The sequence below is a fragment of the Arthrobacter sp. Y3225116 genome (assembly GCF_059091245.1).
The window spans coordinates 1-15,331 of sequence record NZ_JBNHGL010000058.1 but is presented as its reverse complement, the minus strand read 5'-3'; the positions used below and the strand labels follow the sequence as shown (position 1 = coordinate 15,331).

Here is a 15,331-nt window from a genome sequence, read left to right as displayed (position 1 = left end):
GGAAACGCGGGGCCGGGCGGGAGCAGCCCGGTTTCCCGGCCACTGTTCCGCCGCTTCCACCCTCAGCCGAACCCGTCCGGCGGGGCGGGCGGGCTCTATATATTGGTGGCATGACGCACAGCCCCGCCGAAACCGTCCCCGCCCCCTCCCCCGCGGCACTGCCGGAACCGCCGTCGCGCCGCAAGGTTCCCGTCGAGCGCTCCCACCACGGCGACGTCTTCGTGGACAACTATGAGTGGCTGCGGGACAAGGAGAGCCCGGAGGTGGTCGCGCACCTGGAGGCGGAGAACGCCTACACGGCGGCGGTCACCGGGCACCAGCAGCCGTTGCGCGAGGCCATTTTCGCCGAGATCAAGAACCGCACCCAGGAAACGGATTTGTCGGTTCCGGTCCGCAAGGACGGCTGGTGGTACTACGGCCGGATGGAAGAGGGCAAGCAGTACGGCATCCAGTGCCGGGTCCGGGCCGCGGACACCGGCGACCGGGCGGCCGACTGGACTCCCCCGCAGGTCGACGCCGGCCGGCCGGTGCCCGGCGAGCAGGTGCTGCTGGACGGCAATGCCGAAGCCGAGGGCAAGCCGTTCTTTTCGCTGGGCGGCTCTGCCGTGACCCGAGACGGAAGCCTCTACGCCTACGCCGCCGACTTCGCCGGCGACGAGCGCTTCACCCTGAGGATCAAGGATTTGGACACCGGCGACCTCTTGGACGACGTCGTGGAGAACGTCTTCTACTCGTTGGCGTTCGATCCCGACGGCAGCCGCGTGTTCTACACGGTGGTGGATGAGTCCTGGCGCCCGTTCCAGATCAAGGCGCACACCATCGGCACACCGGCGGCCTCCGACGTCGTGATTTACCAGGAAGACGACCCGGCCATGTGGATGGGGTTCGAGCTCTCCTCCGACCGCCGGCACCTGGTGATCGGGATCGGCTGCTCCGAATACTCCGAGACGCGCCTGCTGGACTTCTCCGCCCCGGAAGCCGGGCTGCGGACGCTCATCCCGCGCAGCGAGCGGGTGCTGTACGACGCCGAGCCGTTCCTGCTGGACGGTGCCCACAAGGTGCTGCTGACCCACAACAAGGACGCGGTGAACTCGATGGTCTCGCTGGCCGACCTCGCGGAGTTCTCCAAGCCCTTGGCCGAGCAGCACTGGGACACCGTGGTGGAGCACGACGACGCCGTGCGGGTCAACGGGGCCGGGATCACCGCCACCCATATGGTCCTGTCCATCCGCCAGGACACCATCGAGCGCGTGCAGGTGCTGCCCCTGGCCGGTTTGGGGACGGCCGCGCAGGCAGCCCCGGCGGAGCCGGCGTTCGACGAGGAATTGTTCACCGCCGGCGTCGGCGGTTCCGACTACGAGGCACCGGTGATCCGGCTGGCCTACACCTCGTTCCTGACGCCGCCGCGGATCTACGACTACGAGCTGGCCACCGGCACGCTGCACCTGCGCAAGGAAACGCCGGTGCTCGGCGGCTACGACCCGGCGGACTACGTGGCCGGGCGGGAGTGGGCGGCCGCGCCGGACGGCACGAGGATTCCGCTGTCGGTGCTCCGCAAGGCCTCGGTGCGGCGGGACGGCAGCAACCCGGCACTGGTCTACGCCTACGGCAGCTACGAGGTCAGCATGGACCCTGCGTTCAGCACCGCGCGGCTGTCGCTGCTGGACCGCGGCGTGGTCTACGTGGTGGCGCACGTCCGCGGCGGCGGCGAAATGGGCCGGCACTGGTACGACGACGGCAAGAAGCTGCGCAAGAAGAACACCTTCACGGACTTCGTCGCCGCCACCGACTGGCTGGCGGCCTCCGGCTGGGCGGATCCGGGACGGATCGCGGCCATGGGCGGCTCCGCCGGCGGGCTGCTGATGGGCGCCGTCGCCAACCTGGCGCCGGAGAAGTATGCGGCGATCGTGGCGCAGGTGCCCTTCGTCGACGCGCTGACCTCGATCCTGGACCCGGACCTGCCGCTGTCGGCCCTGGAATGGGAGGAATGGGGCAACCCGATCACGGACCCGGAGGTCTACGCGTACATGAAGTCGTACACCCCCTACGAGAATGTCCGGCCGGCCGCGTATCCGAAGATCGCTGCGGTCACCAGCTTCAACGACACCCGGGTGCTGTACGTCGAGCCGGCCAAGTGGGTGGCGGCCCTCCGGGAGGCCACAACGGGCACAGAACCGATCGTGCTCAAGACCGAGATGGACGCCGGCCACGGCGGCGCGTCCGGACGGTACGAGGCCTGGAAGGACCGGGCCTGGGATTACGCCTTCGCCCTCGACGCGATCGGCGCCACCGAGCCGGCCTGACCCGCCCGGCGTTCCCCGGCCGCCTTGACTTGAATCACAAATCAGGATTACCTAATGAACATTCGGTAATGAACAGCGAGGGGCTTCCATGACGGACATCGGCGTCGACACTTCCCGGAACAATCCGGCGGAAAGCAACGAGCTGCAGCCGGGCGAACGGCCCGTGCACCCGGCCTTCGTCAACGACCGGGCCGCACGCTGGATGGGCGTGGAAGTCGTGAAGGCGGAGTTTGGCGACGTCGTGATCGAGATGCGGCTGCGCGAAGAGATGCTCAACGGCTTCGGCATGGCGCAGGGCGGCATGGTGTTCGCGTTCGCCGACGTGGCCTTCGCGCTGGCCTGCAACGACCCCGACGGCGACGGCAGCACCCTCACGGTGGCCTCCGGCGTCGACGTCAATTTCCTCAACCCGGGATTTGCCGGCCGGCTGCTGACAGCAACCGCCCGGCTGGTCAACCAGACCGGGCGGAGCGGCCTGTACGACATCACCGTCACCCAGGAGAATCCGGACGGCGGTGCCGACGTCCTGCTCGAATTCCGCGGCCGTTCCCGCACCGTCCCCAACCCCGCCCGCAACCAGCGAAAGCCCTGACTGCGCCGCAGCTCCGTATAGCGACGCCCCCAGCCTTCACCGACAGCACTGCCCAAACCCGCATTAAAGGACCGTTCCCATGACGACCACCACCGGTACGAAAGCCCGCAAGACCACTCCCGCCGCCGAGGACACCCTCGACCCGGAGGAGCTGATGAGCCGGGACGAGCTGGAAGCCCTCCAGCTGAAGCGCCTGCAGCACACGGTCGCCTACGCCTATGAGCGCGTGCCCATGTACAAGCAGAAGTTCGACGACGCCGGCGTGCGCCCGGAGGACCTCAAGGAACTGTCCGACCTGGCCAAGTTCCCCTACACGGACAAGGAAGACCTGCGCCGGTCGTACCCGTTCGGCATGTTTGCCGTGCCGCAGCAGGAAGTGGCCCGGATCCACGCCTCCTCGGGCACCACCGGCCGCGCCACCGTGGTGGGCTACACCCGCCGGGACATCCAGAACTGGGAGACGCTGTTCGCGCGCTCCATCCGCGCCTCCGGCGTCAAGAAGGGCTGGAAGGTCCACAATGCCTACGGCTACGGCCTGTTCACCGGCGGGCTCGGGGCACATTACGGGGCGGAGAAGCTGGGCTGCACCGTCATCCCGATGTCCGGCGGCCAGACCGAGAAGCAGATCCAGCTGATCCAGGACTTCGAACCGGACGCCATTCTCTGCACCCCCACCTACCTGCTCACCATCGTGGACGCGATGGAGCACGCCGGCGTCGATCCCGCCAAGACGTCGCTGAAGGTCGCGGTGCTCGGCGCCGAGCCGTGGACCGATGAGATGCGCCACGAGCTGGAGGGCAAGCTGGACATCGACGCGTGCGACATCTACGGCCTCTCCGAGGTCATGGGCCCCGGTGTCGCCGGCGAATGCGTGGACTACAAGGACGGCTCCACCATCTGGGAGGACCACTTCCGGCCGGAAGTGATCGATCCGCTCACCGACCGCGTGCTGGGCGACAACGAGTCCGGCGAGCTGGTGTTCACGTCGCTGACCAAGGAAGCCATGCCGGTGATCCGCTACCGCACGCACGACCTCACCCGGCTGCTGCCCGGCACCGGGAGGCCGAACATGCGCCGCATCGGCCGCATCACCGGGCGCTCGGACGACATGATCATCCTGCGCGGGGTGAACCTCTTCCCCACCCAGATCGAGGAGATCGCCCTGCGCATCCCCGGCCTGAGCCCGCACTTCCAGCTGGAGATCAGTCGGCCGCACCGGATGGACGAGCTGACCGTCAAGATCGAACGCCGCGAAGACTGCACCGCCGCCAAGGCAACCGAAGCGGCCCGGGAGCTGCAGCGCCAGATCAAGATCCACGTCGGTTCCAGCTGCAAGATCGTGGTCGCCGACCCCGGCACCCTCGCCCGGTCCAGCGGCAAGCTGCGCCGGGTCTACGACCTGCGCGACAACGCCTGACGGATGTGGGAACGGCGGGCGGCAGCAGGCCTGTGCAGGCGCCGCCCGCCGCATAACTGACCTAACGGTCGTGGGAGAATAGCACAATGGCGAAAACAAGGACCCAGGAGACCGCCCGCCGCGGCCGCCCCGGCTACGACCAGCAGTCGGTGCTGAACGTCGCCGTCGCCGTGTTCAACAAGCACGGTTACGAAGCAACCTCCATGGGCATCCTCGCCGAGAACCTGGGCATCTCCAAGAGCGCCATCTACCACCACGTTCCGTCCAAGGGCGACCTGCTGCGCCTGGCCCTGGATGAGGCGCTGGGCAGCCTGGAAGCCGTGCTCGAAAACCCGTCGGCTTCCGCCGGCCGGGCGGATGCGCGCCTGGAGTTCGTGCTCCGCGGCACCGTCCAGGTCCTGTGCGAAAAGCTGCCCTACGTCACCCTGCTGCTGCGCCTGCGCGGCAACACCGAGATCGAACGCGACGCGCTGGACCGCCGGCGCGCGTTCGACCACAAGGTGGCGGACCTGGTGGACGCCGCCCGGGCCGAGGGCTCCCTGCGCGGGGACATCGACCCGAGGACCACAACCAGGCTGCTATTCGGCACGATCAACTCCATCGTCGAGTGGTACAAACCGGGCGGATCGCTGTCCCCGCAGAAGCTCGCCGACGACCTGATCGCCATGATGTTCGACGGCCTCCACCTGCCCGCCGCGGCCCGCGTCATCGCCTGACTCCCGGCCGGCACCACCGCCTGATTCCCGGCGGCAGCGCCGGCCGCACCAACGCGGATCCACGGCCGCCAGACGGAGCCGACGTACCTGCTGAATTCGCCGTCCTCCCCTGCTAGGCTGACCTCACCATTCGATGTTATGGGGACGTGATCGATATGGATGGGGAGTTCGGGTGGGTCTCGGCGCTCAGCATGGCGCTCACGATCGCCGCCATTGTCCTGTTCGCCTACCGCGTGCCGTGGGCCTGGTTGCTGCCGGTGGCCGCAACCGCCGTGCTGCTGGCCACCGGGATCCCCTACGGCCGGCTGAACACCAGCACCGTTTTTGTGCTGGCCGCGGCCCTTTACGGCCTGTGGAAATGGACCCAGTACCGGCGGGAAGGCGTCCACGTCCCGCTCCGCTCCGCCCACGGGCGTGAGTGGGGCATCGGCGCGGGGCTGTTGCTGCTGCTGTTCCTGCTCAACGGGTTCGCCGGCGTCACCCCGGTTGCCGAGATCGGACCCCTGTACCTCTTCAACGCCCTGCTGGCCGCACTCCCGGCCGTCATGTACCTGGGCTTCGCCCACGGCATCCTGCAGTCGTGGTGGCTGGGCGTCGCGCTCTCGCTGTCCACCATGTTCCTCTCCGCCATCCGCGACGCTCCGGTCTGGGTCTCCCTGTACGGTGCGATAGCGGCCGGCCTCCAAATCTTCGGTTACCTGGGCTGGCAGGCGGCCTTGCGGCGGCCGGTGCGGAGCAAACACCGGCTGGCGCCGACGCGGCCCGGCCGTCCGGCCGCTCCCGGTCCCGGCACAGCGGGACGGGCCGTGTAACGAGTAAAGGGGAGGGCGGCGGCATGGACTGGCTCATGGCCTTGAAGTTCCTGGACGGTCCCGCCGGCGCGCTGGTTTCCGTGGGCTACCTGCAGGCCTCGGTGGGCCTGCTGACGGTCTTCCTGTTCGGGCTCCACTCCCGCTGGGCCTGGCCCGTGCTGCTGGTGCAGGAGGCCCTGGTCTTCCTGCTGCTGCTCACGCCGGCTTTCGACGGCGGCGGCGGGTTCTTCGTCGATGCCTCGATAGGCGTGGCGCTGCTGCTGCCCTGCTACGGCGCGTGGCGCTGGCGTGCCGCCGCCCCGCTCCTTGCACCGGGTGCGGCCGGCCCGGCGGTGTGGGTGCACCGGGCAACGGGCCGTACCTGGGCGGTGGCCGTGCTGGTCCTCGTCGCCGCCACGGTGGTTTTCGTGGCCAGCGACATTCAGGCCGGCTTTCCCCTGGAGGGCGGCCTGCTGACCGTCCTCCTGCTCCAGGCGTTCTACGCCGCGGTGATGACGGTGGTGTATCTGGGCTTGGCGCACCGGATCTACGAGGCCTGGTGGCTGTGGCTGGCTTTTGCCGTGGTGCAGCTGGCCACGTCGCTGGTATTTCCCAGCCAGCCGACGCCGCAGCTGCTCTATGGCGCCACCGTGCTGCTGGTGCTGTTCGCCTTCTGGCGTTGGCACACGGTGGTGTTCCTGCCCGTCCCCGGGGCCCGGGCCGCCGGGGACGCGGCAGGAGGAGGAGCTCCGGCTACTTCTCCACCAGTGTGAGCACGTCGTAGGTCGCGACGATCTCGTCGTTCTGGTTGGTCAGCACCGCATCCCAGGCGACCTCGCCGTATTCGTCCGTCTCGCGCGGGGTGATGCGCTTGGCCGTGAGGGTCACCCGGATCGAGTCGCCGGCAGCCACCGGTGTGATGAAGCGCAGGTTCTCCAAACCGTAGTTCGCCAGCACCGGTCCCGGTGCCGGCTCCACGAACAGCCCGGCGCCCCAGGCGAGCAGCAGGTAACCGTGCGCCACAATGCCGGGGAAGAACGGGTTGGCGGCGGCGGCCTCCTGGTTGGTGTGGGCGTAGAAGGTGTCGCCGGTTTCGTTGGCGAACGCGGTGATGTCCTCCAGCGTGACCTGGCGGAGCTCCGAGCGGATGGCGTCGCCGATCCGCAGTTTGGCCAGGTTCTTGCGGAACGGGTGCACGTCGTCGAAATACTGGTCGGCACCGGTATGCCACACGCCGGTCACGGCGGTGAGCATGTTCGGCGAACCCTGGATGGCGGTGCGCTGCATGTGGTGCAGCACGGAGCGGATCCCGCCCAATTCCTCGCCGCCGCCGGCGCGGCCCGGTCCGCCGTGGACCAGGTGCGGCACGGGGGAACCGTGGCCGGTGGACGTCTTGGCGTCTTCGCGGTTGAGCACCAGCACGCGGCCGTGGTGGGCGGCGATCCCGGTCACCAGCACGCGGGCGGCCTCGGGGTCGTTGGTGGCCACGGTGGCCACCAGGGAACCTGAGCCCCTGGCGGCCAGCCGCACGGCGTCGTCCAGGTCCTCGTAGCCGATGACGGAGGACACCGGGCCGAAGGCTTCCAGCGAATGCACGGCGTCGGCCTCGGCATCGGCCCAGGTCAGCAGCACCGGCGACATAAAGGCGCCCTCGGAGTCGCCCACGGTCCCGTCGGCGCGGGTGACCTGCGGCGAATCGAGCGTGCCGTAGGCGAGCTCGCCGCCGCCGTCGATCATGGCCTGGACGGCTGCGCGGACGTCGTCGAGCTGCTCCACCGAGGCCAGCGCACCCATGGTGACGCCTTCGGCCCTCGGATCGCCGACGACGACGCGCTGTTCGATCCGGGCGCGCACGGCGTCGGCGACGTCCTGCATGCGGTCCTTGGGGACGATGGCGCGGCGGATCGAGGTGCACTTCTGGCCGGCCTTGGCCGTCATTTCGGTGACCAAGGACTTGATGTACGCGTCGAACTCCGGGGTGCCCGGCACCGCGTCGGGCCCGAGGATCGCGGCGTTGAGCGAATCCGCCTCGGCGGTAAACCGGATGCCGCCCTCGGCCACGTTCCGGTGGGACTTCAGCACGTTGGCCGTTGAGGCAGATCCGGTGAAGGCGACGGCGTCGCGGTAGTCCAGGTGGTCCAGCAGGTCACGGGCGGAACCGGAGACCAACTGCAGCGAACCGGCCGGAAGGATGTTGGATTCGATGATCAGCTGGACCGCGGCCGCGGCGACGTAGCCGGTGGGGGTGGCGGGCTTGACGATGGTCGGCACGCCGGCGATGAAGGCCGGAGCAAACTTCTCCAGCATGCCCCACACCGGGAAGTTGAAGGCGTTAATCTGCACGGCCACGCCCGGGATCCGGGTGTAGATGTGCTGGCCCATGAAGGAGCCGTCCTTGGAGAGCACCTCGGCGGGCCCGTCGACGACCACCTGGGAGTTCGGCAGTTCGCGCCGCCCCTTGGAACCGAAGGTGAACAGCACGCCGATGCCGCCGTCGATATCGATCATGTTGTCGATCTTGGTGGCACCGGTGCGGTGCGAGACCTCGTACAGCCCCTCGCGCCGCGCGTTCAGGTACTGGGCCAGCTCCTTGAGCTTGAGCGCGCGCTGGTGGAAGGTCAGCCGGCCCAGCGAGGCCTGGCCGACGGTGCGGCCATGTTCGACGGCAGCGGCGAGGTCGAGTCCGTCGGTACTGACCCGGGCGAGCACGGCGCCGGTACTGGCATCGCGGACCTCGGTGCCGGACACATCGCCCTCGGGGGTCCACCAGGCATCCTGGATGTAGCTGGGAACAATTTCGACATCAACGGCGGTAGAGGTCATCGTTGACAGCCCTTTCTTCGCCCGGCCCCGGCGCTGGCGCAGGATGGGACGGGACATAAAATACTGAACGGTCGGTCGGTAACGTATCCAGCCTACATGACAGCCGCAGCCGGCACAGCCCCCTTTTTCGGTGGCCGCATGGCGCCGGCCGCCGCAGGATTCAGGCGAGCCGGCGGCGGAGCGCCTCGACGTCGGCGGGCGTCAGGCCATGACGCAGCAGGAACGGCTCCACCTCCAGCTGGGCCAAGACCTGCAGCAACGACCCGCGCATCTCCGCCACCCGGGCCTCCAGTTCGTCGCCGCCAACGTACCGCTCCACCGGATGCGGGTAGGGGCTGACCCGGTGCCAGTCGTTGATGCCGCGGATGCCCAGCTCGTGTGCGTCGGCGATCCGCTCGGCCGGGACACCCGCGAGCTGCAGCAGCATCATGGAGACCATGCCCGTGCGGTCCCGCCCGGCGGAGCAATGGACGACGACGGCGCCCTCCGCGTGCGCCAGGGTGCGGAACACCTCGGCGATCAGGTGCGGGAAGACCCGCACGTTGTCCAGATAGAAACGCGGGTGGTTCATGTACGGGGCGCTGTTGGCGAACTTCGCGTGCCCGGGCTCTTCGGTCGGCCGGTTGAGCACCGTGAAGTTGTCCAGCGCCCCGGCCGGCACCACCGGATCGGTCGGCCGGCGCGAGCGCTCGCCCGGGTTCCGCAGGTCCACGATGGTGCGCACACCGTCGTCGTACGCCTGCTGCCAGCCCGCGGCGGTCAGCCATTCGGCGCGGCCCATCCGGAAGATGTCCCCCGCCACCCTGCGGGCGTTGACCGCGCCTTCCCAGGCAACAAAACCGGGCTGTTCGGACGACATTCCAGCAGCCTACCGCCGGGCGGCTAGTCCTCCCAGTCGAAGAAACCCTTGCCGGACTTGCGGCCGAGTTCGCCGCGGGCCACCTTGTCGCGGAGGATCTGCGGCGGGGCAAAACGGTCCCCGAGCGTGGAGTGGAGGTATTCGGCAATGCCGAGGCGCACATCCAGCCCCACGATGTCAGTGGTCTTGAGCGGGCCGACCGGGTGCTTGTAGCCCAGCACCATGGCGGCGTCGATGTCCGCCGCAGATGCCACGCCCTCTTCCACCATGCGCATGGCTTCCAGGGCGATGGCCACCCCCAGCCGCGAGGACGCGAACCCCGGCGCGTCGTTGACGACGACGGCGGTCTTCCGCAGTGCCTCGACCCAGCTCCTGGAGGCGGCGGCGAGCTCTTCCGAGGTCTTCGGGGCCAGCACCACCTCGACCAGCTGGGAGGCCGGGACCGGGTTGAAAAAGTGCAGGCCGCAGAAGTTCGCCGGGCGCTGCAACTGGTCGGCCAGCTTGGCGATGGACAGCGAGGACGTGTTCGTCGCCAGCCAGGCCGTCGGGGACAGTTGGGCCTCGACGGCCTTCAGCGCGGTGGCCTTCAGCTCGAAGTCTTCCGGCACAGCTTCCACCACCAGCCCGCACGCTGCGAACGAACCGTAGTCGACGGAGACCGACAGCCGGGACTTGAGCGTGTCCAGGGGTTCGGTGGCCGTGCCGCGCTCCACGCTCTTGGCCAGGGCCCCGGTCACGCGCCCGCGGGCGGCCTCGGCGGCGGCCTCGTCACGCTCCACCACGACGACGTCGGCTCCCGCCGTCAGGAACGCGTGGGCGATGCCGGCGCCCATGCGCCCGCCGCCGAGGACACCGACGTTGTTGGGAATGGTCTGCACAGAATTCATCTCGCTCACTTCGATCCTTGCTGCTCTGCGGCGCCGGGGCTTCGGACGGCGTCCCCGTCCGGGGCGGCGGCAGCCGTCGTGACCGCACTGCGGGCCGCGCTCTTGGCCGCGCTCTTGTCTAGGAATGCCTGCATCCGGTCGAACTTGGCCTGCGACTCGAACAGGATGCCTTGGGCGATGGTGTCGATCATCGGGTGCGCCTCGCGCGGGGTATGGAACACCGACTTGGTGATGCGGACCGCCAGCGGATCCTGCTTGCCGATCCGGTCCGCCAGCGCATGCGCGGCGTCGAGGAGCGCGGCCGGCTCATGGATCTCGGTGACGAGGCGGGCCGCGAGCGCTTCTTCGGCGTCCAGGATGCGGCCGGCCAACAAAATCTCCTTGGCCAGCGGCTCGCCCACCAGTTCCTTCAGGCGCCAAGTGGCCCCCGCGGCGGCCATGATGCCCAGCCCGACCTCGGGCTGCCCGATCTTCACCGAAGGCGTGGCGATGCGGAAGTCGGCGGCGTAGGCCAGCTCCGCGCCGCCGCCCAGCGCGAAGCCGTCGAGGGCCGCGATGACCGGCATCGGCAGCTGCGCAATGCGGTGGAATACCGTGGAATTGATGCCCGCCAACGCGTCATCACGACGGCGTTCGCGCAGCTGGGAGATGTCCGCACCGGAGGCGAATATCCCCTTGCCGTTGACTTCGGTGCCGGACAGGATCAGGATCCTGGGCTCCCGTTCCAGGACGGCGCAGACGGCATGCAGTTCGTCGACCATGGCCTGGTCAATGGCGTTGCGGACTTCCGGCCGGTTCAGTGCGAGGTGGACGCGGTCCTCCCGCTCGTCCAGCCGCAGCGTGCTGAAGGAGTAGTCGTGGAAGAGCATCAGACCCGCTCAACGATCATGGAGGTGCCCTGGCCGACGCCCACGCACATGGTGGCCAGGCCGCGCTGTGCGCCTTCGCGCTCCATCCGGCCCAGCAGGGTTACCACCAGGCGCGACCCGCTGGAACCGAGCGGGTGTCCCAAGGCGATGGCGCCGCCGTCGTTGTTCACAATGCCCTGGTCCAGCTTCAGGTCGCGCAGCACCGCGAGCGACTGGGTGGCGAAGGCCTCGTTGAGCTCCACGGCGCCGAGATCGTCGATGCTCCAGCCGGCGCGGTCCAGCACCTTGCGGGTGGCCGGCACCGGCCCGATGCCCATGATCTCCGGCGCGACGCCGGCCGAGGCGCCGTCGACGATGCGGGCGCGCGGGGTCAGGCCGAACTTCTTGACGGCGGCCTCGGAGGCGACCACGATGGCCGAGGCGCCGTCGTTGAGCGAACTCGAGTTGCCGGCGGTCACCACGCCGTCCGCGCGGTTGATGGGCTTCAGGCCGGCCAGGACCTCGAGGGTGGTGCCGGGGCGGGGTCCCTCGTCGGTGTCGACGACGGTGTCGCCCTTGCGCCCCTTGACGGTCACCGGGACGATTTCTTCCTTGAGCCGGCCGCCCTCGATGGCGGCGATGGCCCGCTGGTGGGACTGCACGGCGAAGGCGTCGGCGTCCTCGCGGGAAATGCCGTAGACGTCGGCGACTTCCTCGGCGGTTTCCGGCATGGAATAGGTCATCTTGCCGTCGCGGCTGAGGTCGCCGCTGGCGAAGCGCTTGTTGACGAAGCGCCAGCCGATGGAGGTATCGAAGATCTCGCCCGGCTTGGCGAAGGCCTTGCCCGGCTTCTCCTGCACCCAGGGTGCGCGGCTCATCGATTCGACGCCGCCCGCGATGACGATGTCCGCGGCGCCGGCCTTGATCATGTGTGAGGCCTGGATGATGGCGCTCAGGCCGGAGGCGCACAGCCGGTTAACGGTGATGCCGGGAACGTGGTCGCCGTAGCCCGCCAGCAGCCAGGCCATGCGGGCCACGTTGCGGTTTTCCTCGCCCGCCCCGTTGGCGTTGCCGAGGATGACCTCCTCGACGGCATCCGGATCGATGCCTGCCCGGACCACGGCTTCCTTGACGACCAGCGCCGCCAGGTCGTCGGGACGGACCGCCGAGAGCGCCCCTCCGTAGCGGCCAACCGGGGTCCGCGCCCCGCCAATCAGGAATGCCTCAGCCATAGAAATAATCCCTCGCGCTTGATCGTTCAACGGTGACGATGAGCGGTCGCTTCGGCTGCCGCAGGCGACTAAAATTACCGACCGACCGTTCTATAAAGAATCCCACGCGGCCGGGGAGGGGTCAACTGCCGTGACGCAGAAGGTCCGAGGCAGCGCCCCGACGGAACCCGGCCGGCTTAACCGGCGGCGGTTTCGTCCCGGCCCTCGGCCTTGGCGGCGATCTCTTCCAGGTCTTTGGCCATTTGCTTGCGCGCCACGCGCAGTCCCAGCTTTCCGAAGAGCGCCATCATCAGCCTCGGGAGCGTTCCCGGATTCTCCAGCTCGGCCCCGAAGAACATGGCCAGCCGGGTGCCGCCGTCCGCCGGCGTGAGCGTGAACCTCGTGGTGTAGTCGGCGCCGTTCGATGCCGCCTTGACCGTCGTCGATGCCGGCGCGTCGACGTCCGCCACCCACATCTCCTCGGTGGCTTCCTTGCCCATCATCTTGCGGGTTTCGCGCCACCGGAAGCCCTCGCCGTAGTCGCCGGGCGTCAGGATCTCGACCCGCGTCACGGAGCTCAGCGTCCGGGCGGAGCCGGGGATGTCGGTGATCACGCGCCAGACGGCGTCGACCGGTGCGTTGACGTGCCGGACTATTTCAAGGTGATGGCCCACGGTCGCCCTTTCGGAAGGAGTCAGGTTTCGAACAGCCTAGTGGAGGGGCAGCTCCCGGCCCAGCCGCGGAACGGCAACGATAAACTCGAAGGGTGACTTCCGAGAGCCCCGCCCCAGCCAGTACCGCCAACACTACCGCCGGCCACGCCGGAGTCCCGGCGCAGCCTGCCCTGCCGGAGAAGGTGTCCGACCTCTTCGACCCGACGCGGTGGCGCGTGGTGGAAGGCTTCGACTTCCAGGACATGACCTACCACCGCCAGGTGGAGCGCGACGCAAGCGGCAACGTGGTGCGCGACCTGCCGGCGGTGCGCATCGCCTTCAACCGGCCGGAAGTGCGCAACGCCTTCCGCCCCGGCACCGTGGACGAGCTGTACCGCGCCATGGACCACGCCAGGATGACGCCGGACGTGGCCACTGTGCTGCTCACCGGCAACGGCCCCTCGCCCAAGGACGGCGGCCACTCGTTCTGCTCCGGCGGCGACCAGCGCATCCGCGGCCGCGACGGTTACCGGTACCCGGTGGAGAACGCGGCCGGCGAGTCGGCTGAATTCATCGACCCGGCCCGCGCCGGCCGGCTGCACATCCTGGAAGTCCAGCGGTTGATGCGGACCATGCCCAAGGTGGTCATCGCCGTCGTCAACGGCTGGGCCGCGGGCGGCGGGCATTCCCTGCACGTGGTGTCCGACCTGACTATCGCCTCCCGGCAGCACGGCAAGTTCAAGCAGACCGATGCCACGGTCGGCAGCTTCGACGCCGGCTACGGCTCGGCGCTGCTGGCGCGGCAGATCGGCCAGAAGGCCGCCCGCGAGATCTTTTTCCTGGCGCGGGAGTACTCGGCCGAGGACATGGTCCGGATGGGTGCCGTCAACGAGGCGGTGGACCACGAGCGGCTCGAGGAAGTGGCGCTGGAATACGCGGCGGACATCGCCCGGCAGTCCCCGCAGGCCATCCGGATGCTGAAGTTCGCGTTCAACCTGGCCGACGACGGACTGGCCGGCCAGCAGGTCTTCGCCGGTGAAGCCACCCGTTTGGCGTACATGACGGACGAGGCCGTCGAGGGCAAGGAAGCTTTCCTGGCCAAGCGCGACCCCGACTGGTCGTCGTTCCCCTACTACTTCTAGGGCGGCGGCATGGACATCCAGCCGGCGCTGGCAGCGCTGACCGCGGCGCTGGGCGGCGAGGGCCCCGCCGTCGAACTCGCGCCGGACGGCACCCCGGTGCCGGTCGCCTCCCCCGGACTGGTCCCCGGGACCGCCGCCGTCGTCCGGACCTCGGGGTCCACCGGCACGCCCAAGGCCACCATGCTCGGGATCGATGCGCTGGCCGCGTCGTCGATGGGCACGGCCCTGCGGCTGGGCGGCGAGGGGCAGTGGCTGCTGACGCTCGCGCCGAACTATGTGGCCGGCCTGCAGGTTCTGGTCCGCTCCCTCTACGCCGGCACCCGGCCCCGGGCGATGGACCTGTCCGGCGGGTTTACCGCCCGCGCGTTCACCGACGCGGCAGCCGCCCTGACTGACCGGTTCCGGATCACGTCGCTTGTGCCCACCCAGCTGCACCGGCTGCTCGCCGCGGCGGAGCCCGAAACACTCAAGGCGCTGCGCCGGTTCGATGCCATCCTGCTCGGCGGCGCCCGGATGCCGGAGGCGCTGCGGGCGGAGGCGGCCAAACACTCGCTGAAGATCGTGCGCACGTACGGCATGAGCGAGACCTGCGGCGGCTGCGTGTACGACGGCGTCCCACTCCAAGGGGTAACCCTGCGGCTGGAGCGAGGCCTGGTGCTGATCGGCGGCGACGTGGTTGCCGGCGGCTACCTGGACAACCCGCAGCTGACCGACGCGCATTTCAGCGCGTCCGGCGGTACGCGCTGGTTCCGCACCGAGGACCTCGGCGAGCTGGACGACGCCGGCGCGCTGACCGTCATCGGGCGCGCGGACGACGTGCTGATCACCGGCGGCGTCAAGGTGTCCGCGGCGGCCGTCGCAGAGGTGATCGAGGGCCTGCCGGACGTCCAGGCCGCGCTGGTGTCGGGCATCGACGATCCCGAATGGGGCACCAAGGTGTGCGCCGCCGTCGTGGGCTCCGCCGCGGAGGCGGACATCGAGGCGCGGGTCCGCCGGGCGCTGGGCTCCCCCGCCGTCCCGCGCCACCTGGTCCGCCTCGAAGCGCTGCCGCTGCTGCCCAACGGCAAGCCGGACCGGCTGGCCGTGGCC

General features: G+C 69.3%; 14 protein-coding genes. 8 read left to right on the top strand and 6 right to left on the bottom strand.

Annotated elements, in window-relative coordinates; all coding sequences use genetic code 11:
• The first annotated feature begins 110 nt into the window (after window positions 1-110).
• The 6 genes from AC5RV2_RS07975 to AC5RV2_RS07950 all read left to right on the top strand — a co-directional run bounded on the left by AC5RV2_RS07975 (window position 111) and on the right by AC5RV2_RS07950 (window position 6,592).
• Window positions 111-2,303, top strand: a complete 2,193-nt coding sequence (locus tag AC5RV2_RS07975) for a S9 family peptidase (protein WP_494091921.1) — start codon at window positions 111-113, stop codon at window positions 2,301-2,303.
• 88 nt (window positions 2,304-2,391) lie between these two features.
• Window positions 2,392-2,895, top strand: coding sequence for a hotdog fold thioesterase (locus AC5RV2_RS07970; RefSeq protein WP_494091920.1), 504 nt, complete (start codon window positions 2,392-2,394; stop codon window positions 2,893-2,895).
• A gap of 79 nt (window positions 2,896-2,974) precedes the next feature.
• Window positions 2,975-4,312, top strand: coding sequence for a phenylacetate--CoA ligase PaaK (gene paaK / locus AC5RV2_RS07965; protein WP_494064848.1), 1,338 nt, complete (start codon window positions 2,975-2,977; stop codon window positions 4,310-4,312).
• A gap of 86 nt (window positions 4,313-4,398) precedes the next feature.
• A complete protein-coding gene (locus tag AC5RV2_RS07960) occupies window positions 4,399-5,028 on the top strand; it encodes a TetR/AcrR family transcriptional regulator (RefSeq protein ID WP_494064849.1) in 630 nt (209 codons plus the stop codon).
• A gap of 155 nt (window positions 5,029-5,183) precedes the next feature.
• Window positions 5,184-5,840 (top strand): nicotinamide mononucleotide transporter, encoded by a 657-nt coding sequence (locus tag AC5RV2_RS07955; RefSeq protein ID WP_494091923.1) that lies wholly within the window; start codon window positions 5,184-5,186, stop codon window positions 5,838-5,840.
• A gap of 23 nt (window positions 5,841-5,863) precedes the next feature.
• Window positions 5,864-6,592 carry a nicotinamide mononucleotide transporter gene (locus tag AC5RV2_RS07950; protein ID WP_494091919.1) on the top strand — a complete coding sequence of 243 codons (729 nt, stop codon included), beginning with the start codon at window positions 5,864-5,866 and terminating at the stop codon, window positions 6,590-6,592.
• Here the strand turns inward: AC5RV2_RS07950 and paaZ are convergent.
• The 6 genes from paaZ to AC5RV2_RS07920 form a co-directional block, all read right to left on the bottom strand.
• The gene (gene paaZ, locus AC5RV2_RS07945) at window positions 6,573-8,642 is read right to left on the bottom strand and encodes a phenylacetic acid degradation bifunctional protein PaaZ (RefSeq protein WP_494091918.1); all 2,070 of its coding nucleotides are present in this window, start codon (window positions 8,640-8,642) and stop codon (window positions 6,573-6,575) included. The genes AC5RV2_RS07950 and paaZ overlap by 20 nt on opposite strands.
• Window positions 8,643-8,802: 160 nt before the next feature.
• Window positions 8,803-9,501: a tyrosine-protein phosphatase gene (locus AC5RV2_RS07940; protein ID WP_494091917.1), complete on the bottom strand. Its 699-nt coding sequence runs from the start codon at window positions 9,499-9,501 to the stop codon at window positions 8,803-8,805.
• Window positions 9,502-9,524: 23 nt separating this feature from the next.
• Window positions 9,525-10,388, bottom strand: a complete 864-nt coding sequence (locus AC5RV2_RS07935) for a 3-hydroxyacyl-CoA dehydrogenase family protein (RefSeq protein ID WP_494091922.1) — start codon at window positions 10,386-10,388, stop codon at window positions 9,525-9,527.
• A 5-nt stretch (window positions 10,389-10,393) separates the two neighbouring features.
• The gene (locus AC5RV2_RS07930; protein ID WP_494091916.1) at window positions 10,394-11,257 is read right to left on the bottom strand and encodes an enoyl-CoA hydratase/isomerase family protein; all 864 of its coding nucleotides are present in this window, start codon (window positions 11,255-11,257) and stop codon (window positions 10,394-10,396) included.
• Window positions 11,257-12,468 carry a thiolase family protein gene (locus tag AC5RV2_RS07925; protein ID WP_494091915.1) on the bottom strand — a complete coding sequence of 404 codons (1,212 nt, stop codon included), beginning with the start codon at window positions 12,466-12,468 and terminating at the stop codon, window positions 11,257-11,259. The genes AC5RV2_RS07930 and AC5RV2_RS07925 overlap by 1 nt, the downstream gene beginning before the upstream one ends.
• Window positions 12,469-12,644: 176 nt before the next feature.
• Window positions 12,645-13,121 carry an SRPBCC family protein gene (locus tag AC5RV2_RS07920; RefSeq protein WP_494091914.1) on the bottom strand — a complete coding sequence of 159 codons (477 nt, stop codon included), beginning with the start codon at window positions 13,119-13,121 and terminating at the stop codon, window positions 12,645-12,647.
• A 170-nt stretch (window positions 13,122-13,291) separates the two neighbouring features.
• Here AC5RV2_RS07920 and AC5RV2_RS07915 point away from each other — a divergent pair, with 170 nt between their 5' ends.
• Window positions 13,292-14,242, top strand: a complete 951-nt coding sequence (locus AC5RV2_RS07915; RefSeq protein WP_493978191.1) for a 1,4-dihydroxy-2-naphthoyl-CoA synthase — start codon at window positions 13,292-13,294, stop codon at window positions 14,240-14,242.
• 9 nt (window positions 14,243-14,251) lie between these two features.
• Window positions 14,252-15,331, top strand: a 1,080-nt coding sequence (locus AC5RV2_RS07910) for an AMP-binding protein (RefSeq protein WP_494091913.1), incomplete at its 3' end; no start/stop codon positions are given.

What these genes read in the sequence shown, in the direction of transcription:
- AC5RV2_RS07940 (WP_494091917.1), bottom strand. Translation starts at nt 9,501, where the DNA reads ATGTCGTCCGAACAGCCCGGTTTTGTTGCCTGGGAAGGCGCGGTCAAC.
- AC5RV2_RS07930 (WP_494091916.1), bottom strand. Translation starts at nt 11,257, where the DNA reads ATGCTCTTCCACGACTACTCCTTCAGCACGCTGCGGCTGGACGAGCGG.
- AC5RV2_RS07950 (WP_494091919.1), top strand. Translation starts at nt 5,864, where the DNA reads ATGGACTGGCTCATGGCCTTGAAGTTCCTGGACGGTCCCGCCGGCGCG.
- AC5RV2_RS07975 (WP_494091921.1), top strand. Translation starts at nt 111, where the DNA reads ATGACGCACAGCCCCGCCGAAACCGTCCCCGCCCCCTCCCCCGCGGCA.
- AC5RV2_RS07955 (WP_494091923.1), top strand. Translation starts at nt 5,184, where the DNA reads ATGGATGGGGAGTTCGGGTGGGTCTCGGCGCTCAGCATGGCGCTCACG.
- AC5RV2_RS07925 (WP_494091915.1), bottom strand. Translation starts at nt 12,468, where the DNA reads ATGGCTGAGGCATTCCTGATTGGCGGGGCGCGGACCCCGGTTGGCCGC.
- AC5RV2_RS07970 (WP_494091920.1), top strand. Translation starts at nt 2,392, where the DNA reads ATGACGGACATCGGCGTCGACACTTCCCGGAACAATCCGGCGGAAAGC.
- paaZ (WP_494091918.1), bottom strand. Translation starts at nt 8,642, where the DNA reads ATGACCTCTACCGCCGTTGATGTCGAAATTGTTCCCAGCTACATCCAG.
- AC5RV2_RS07960 (WP_494064849.1), top strand. Translation starts at nt 4,399, where the DNA reads ATGGCGAAAACAAGGACCCAGGAGACCGCCCGCCGCGGCCGCCCCGGC.
- paaK (WP_494064848.1), top strand. Translation starts at nt 2,975, where the DNA reads ATGACGACCACCACCGGTACGAAAGCCCGCAAGACCACTCCCGCCGCC.
- AC5RV2_RS07935 (WP_494091922.1), bottom strand. Translation starts at nt 10,388, where the DNA reads ATGAATTCTGTGCAGACCATTCCCAACAACGTCGGTGTCCTCGGCGGC.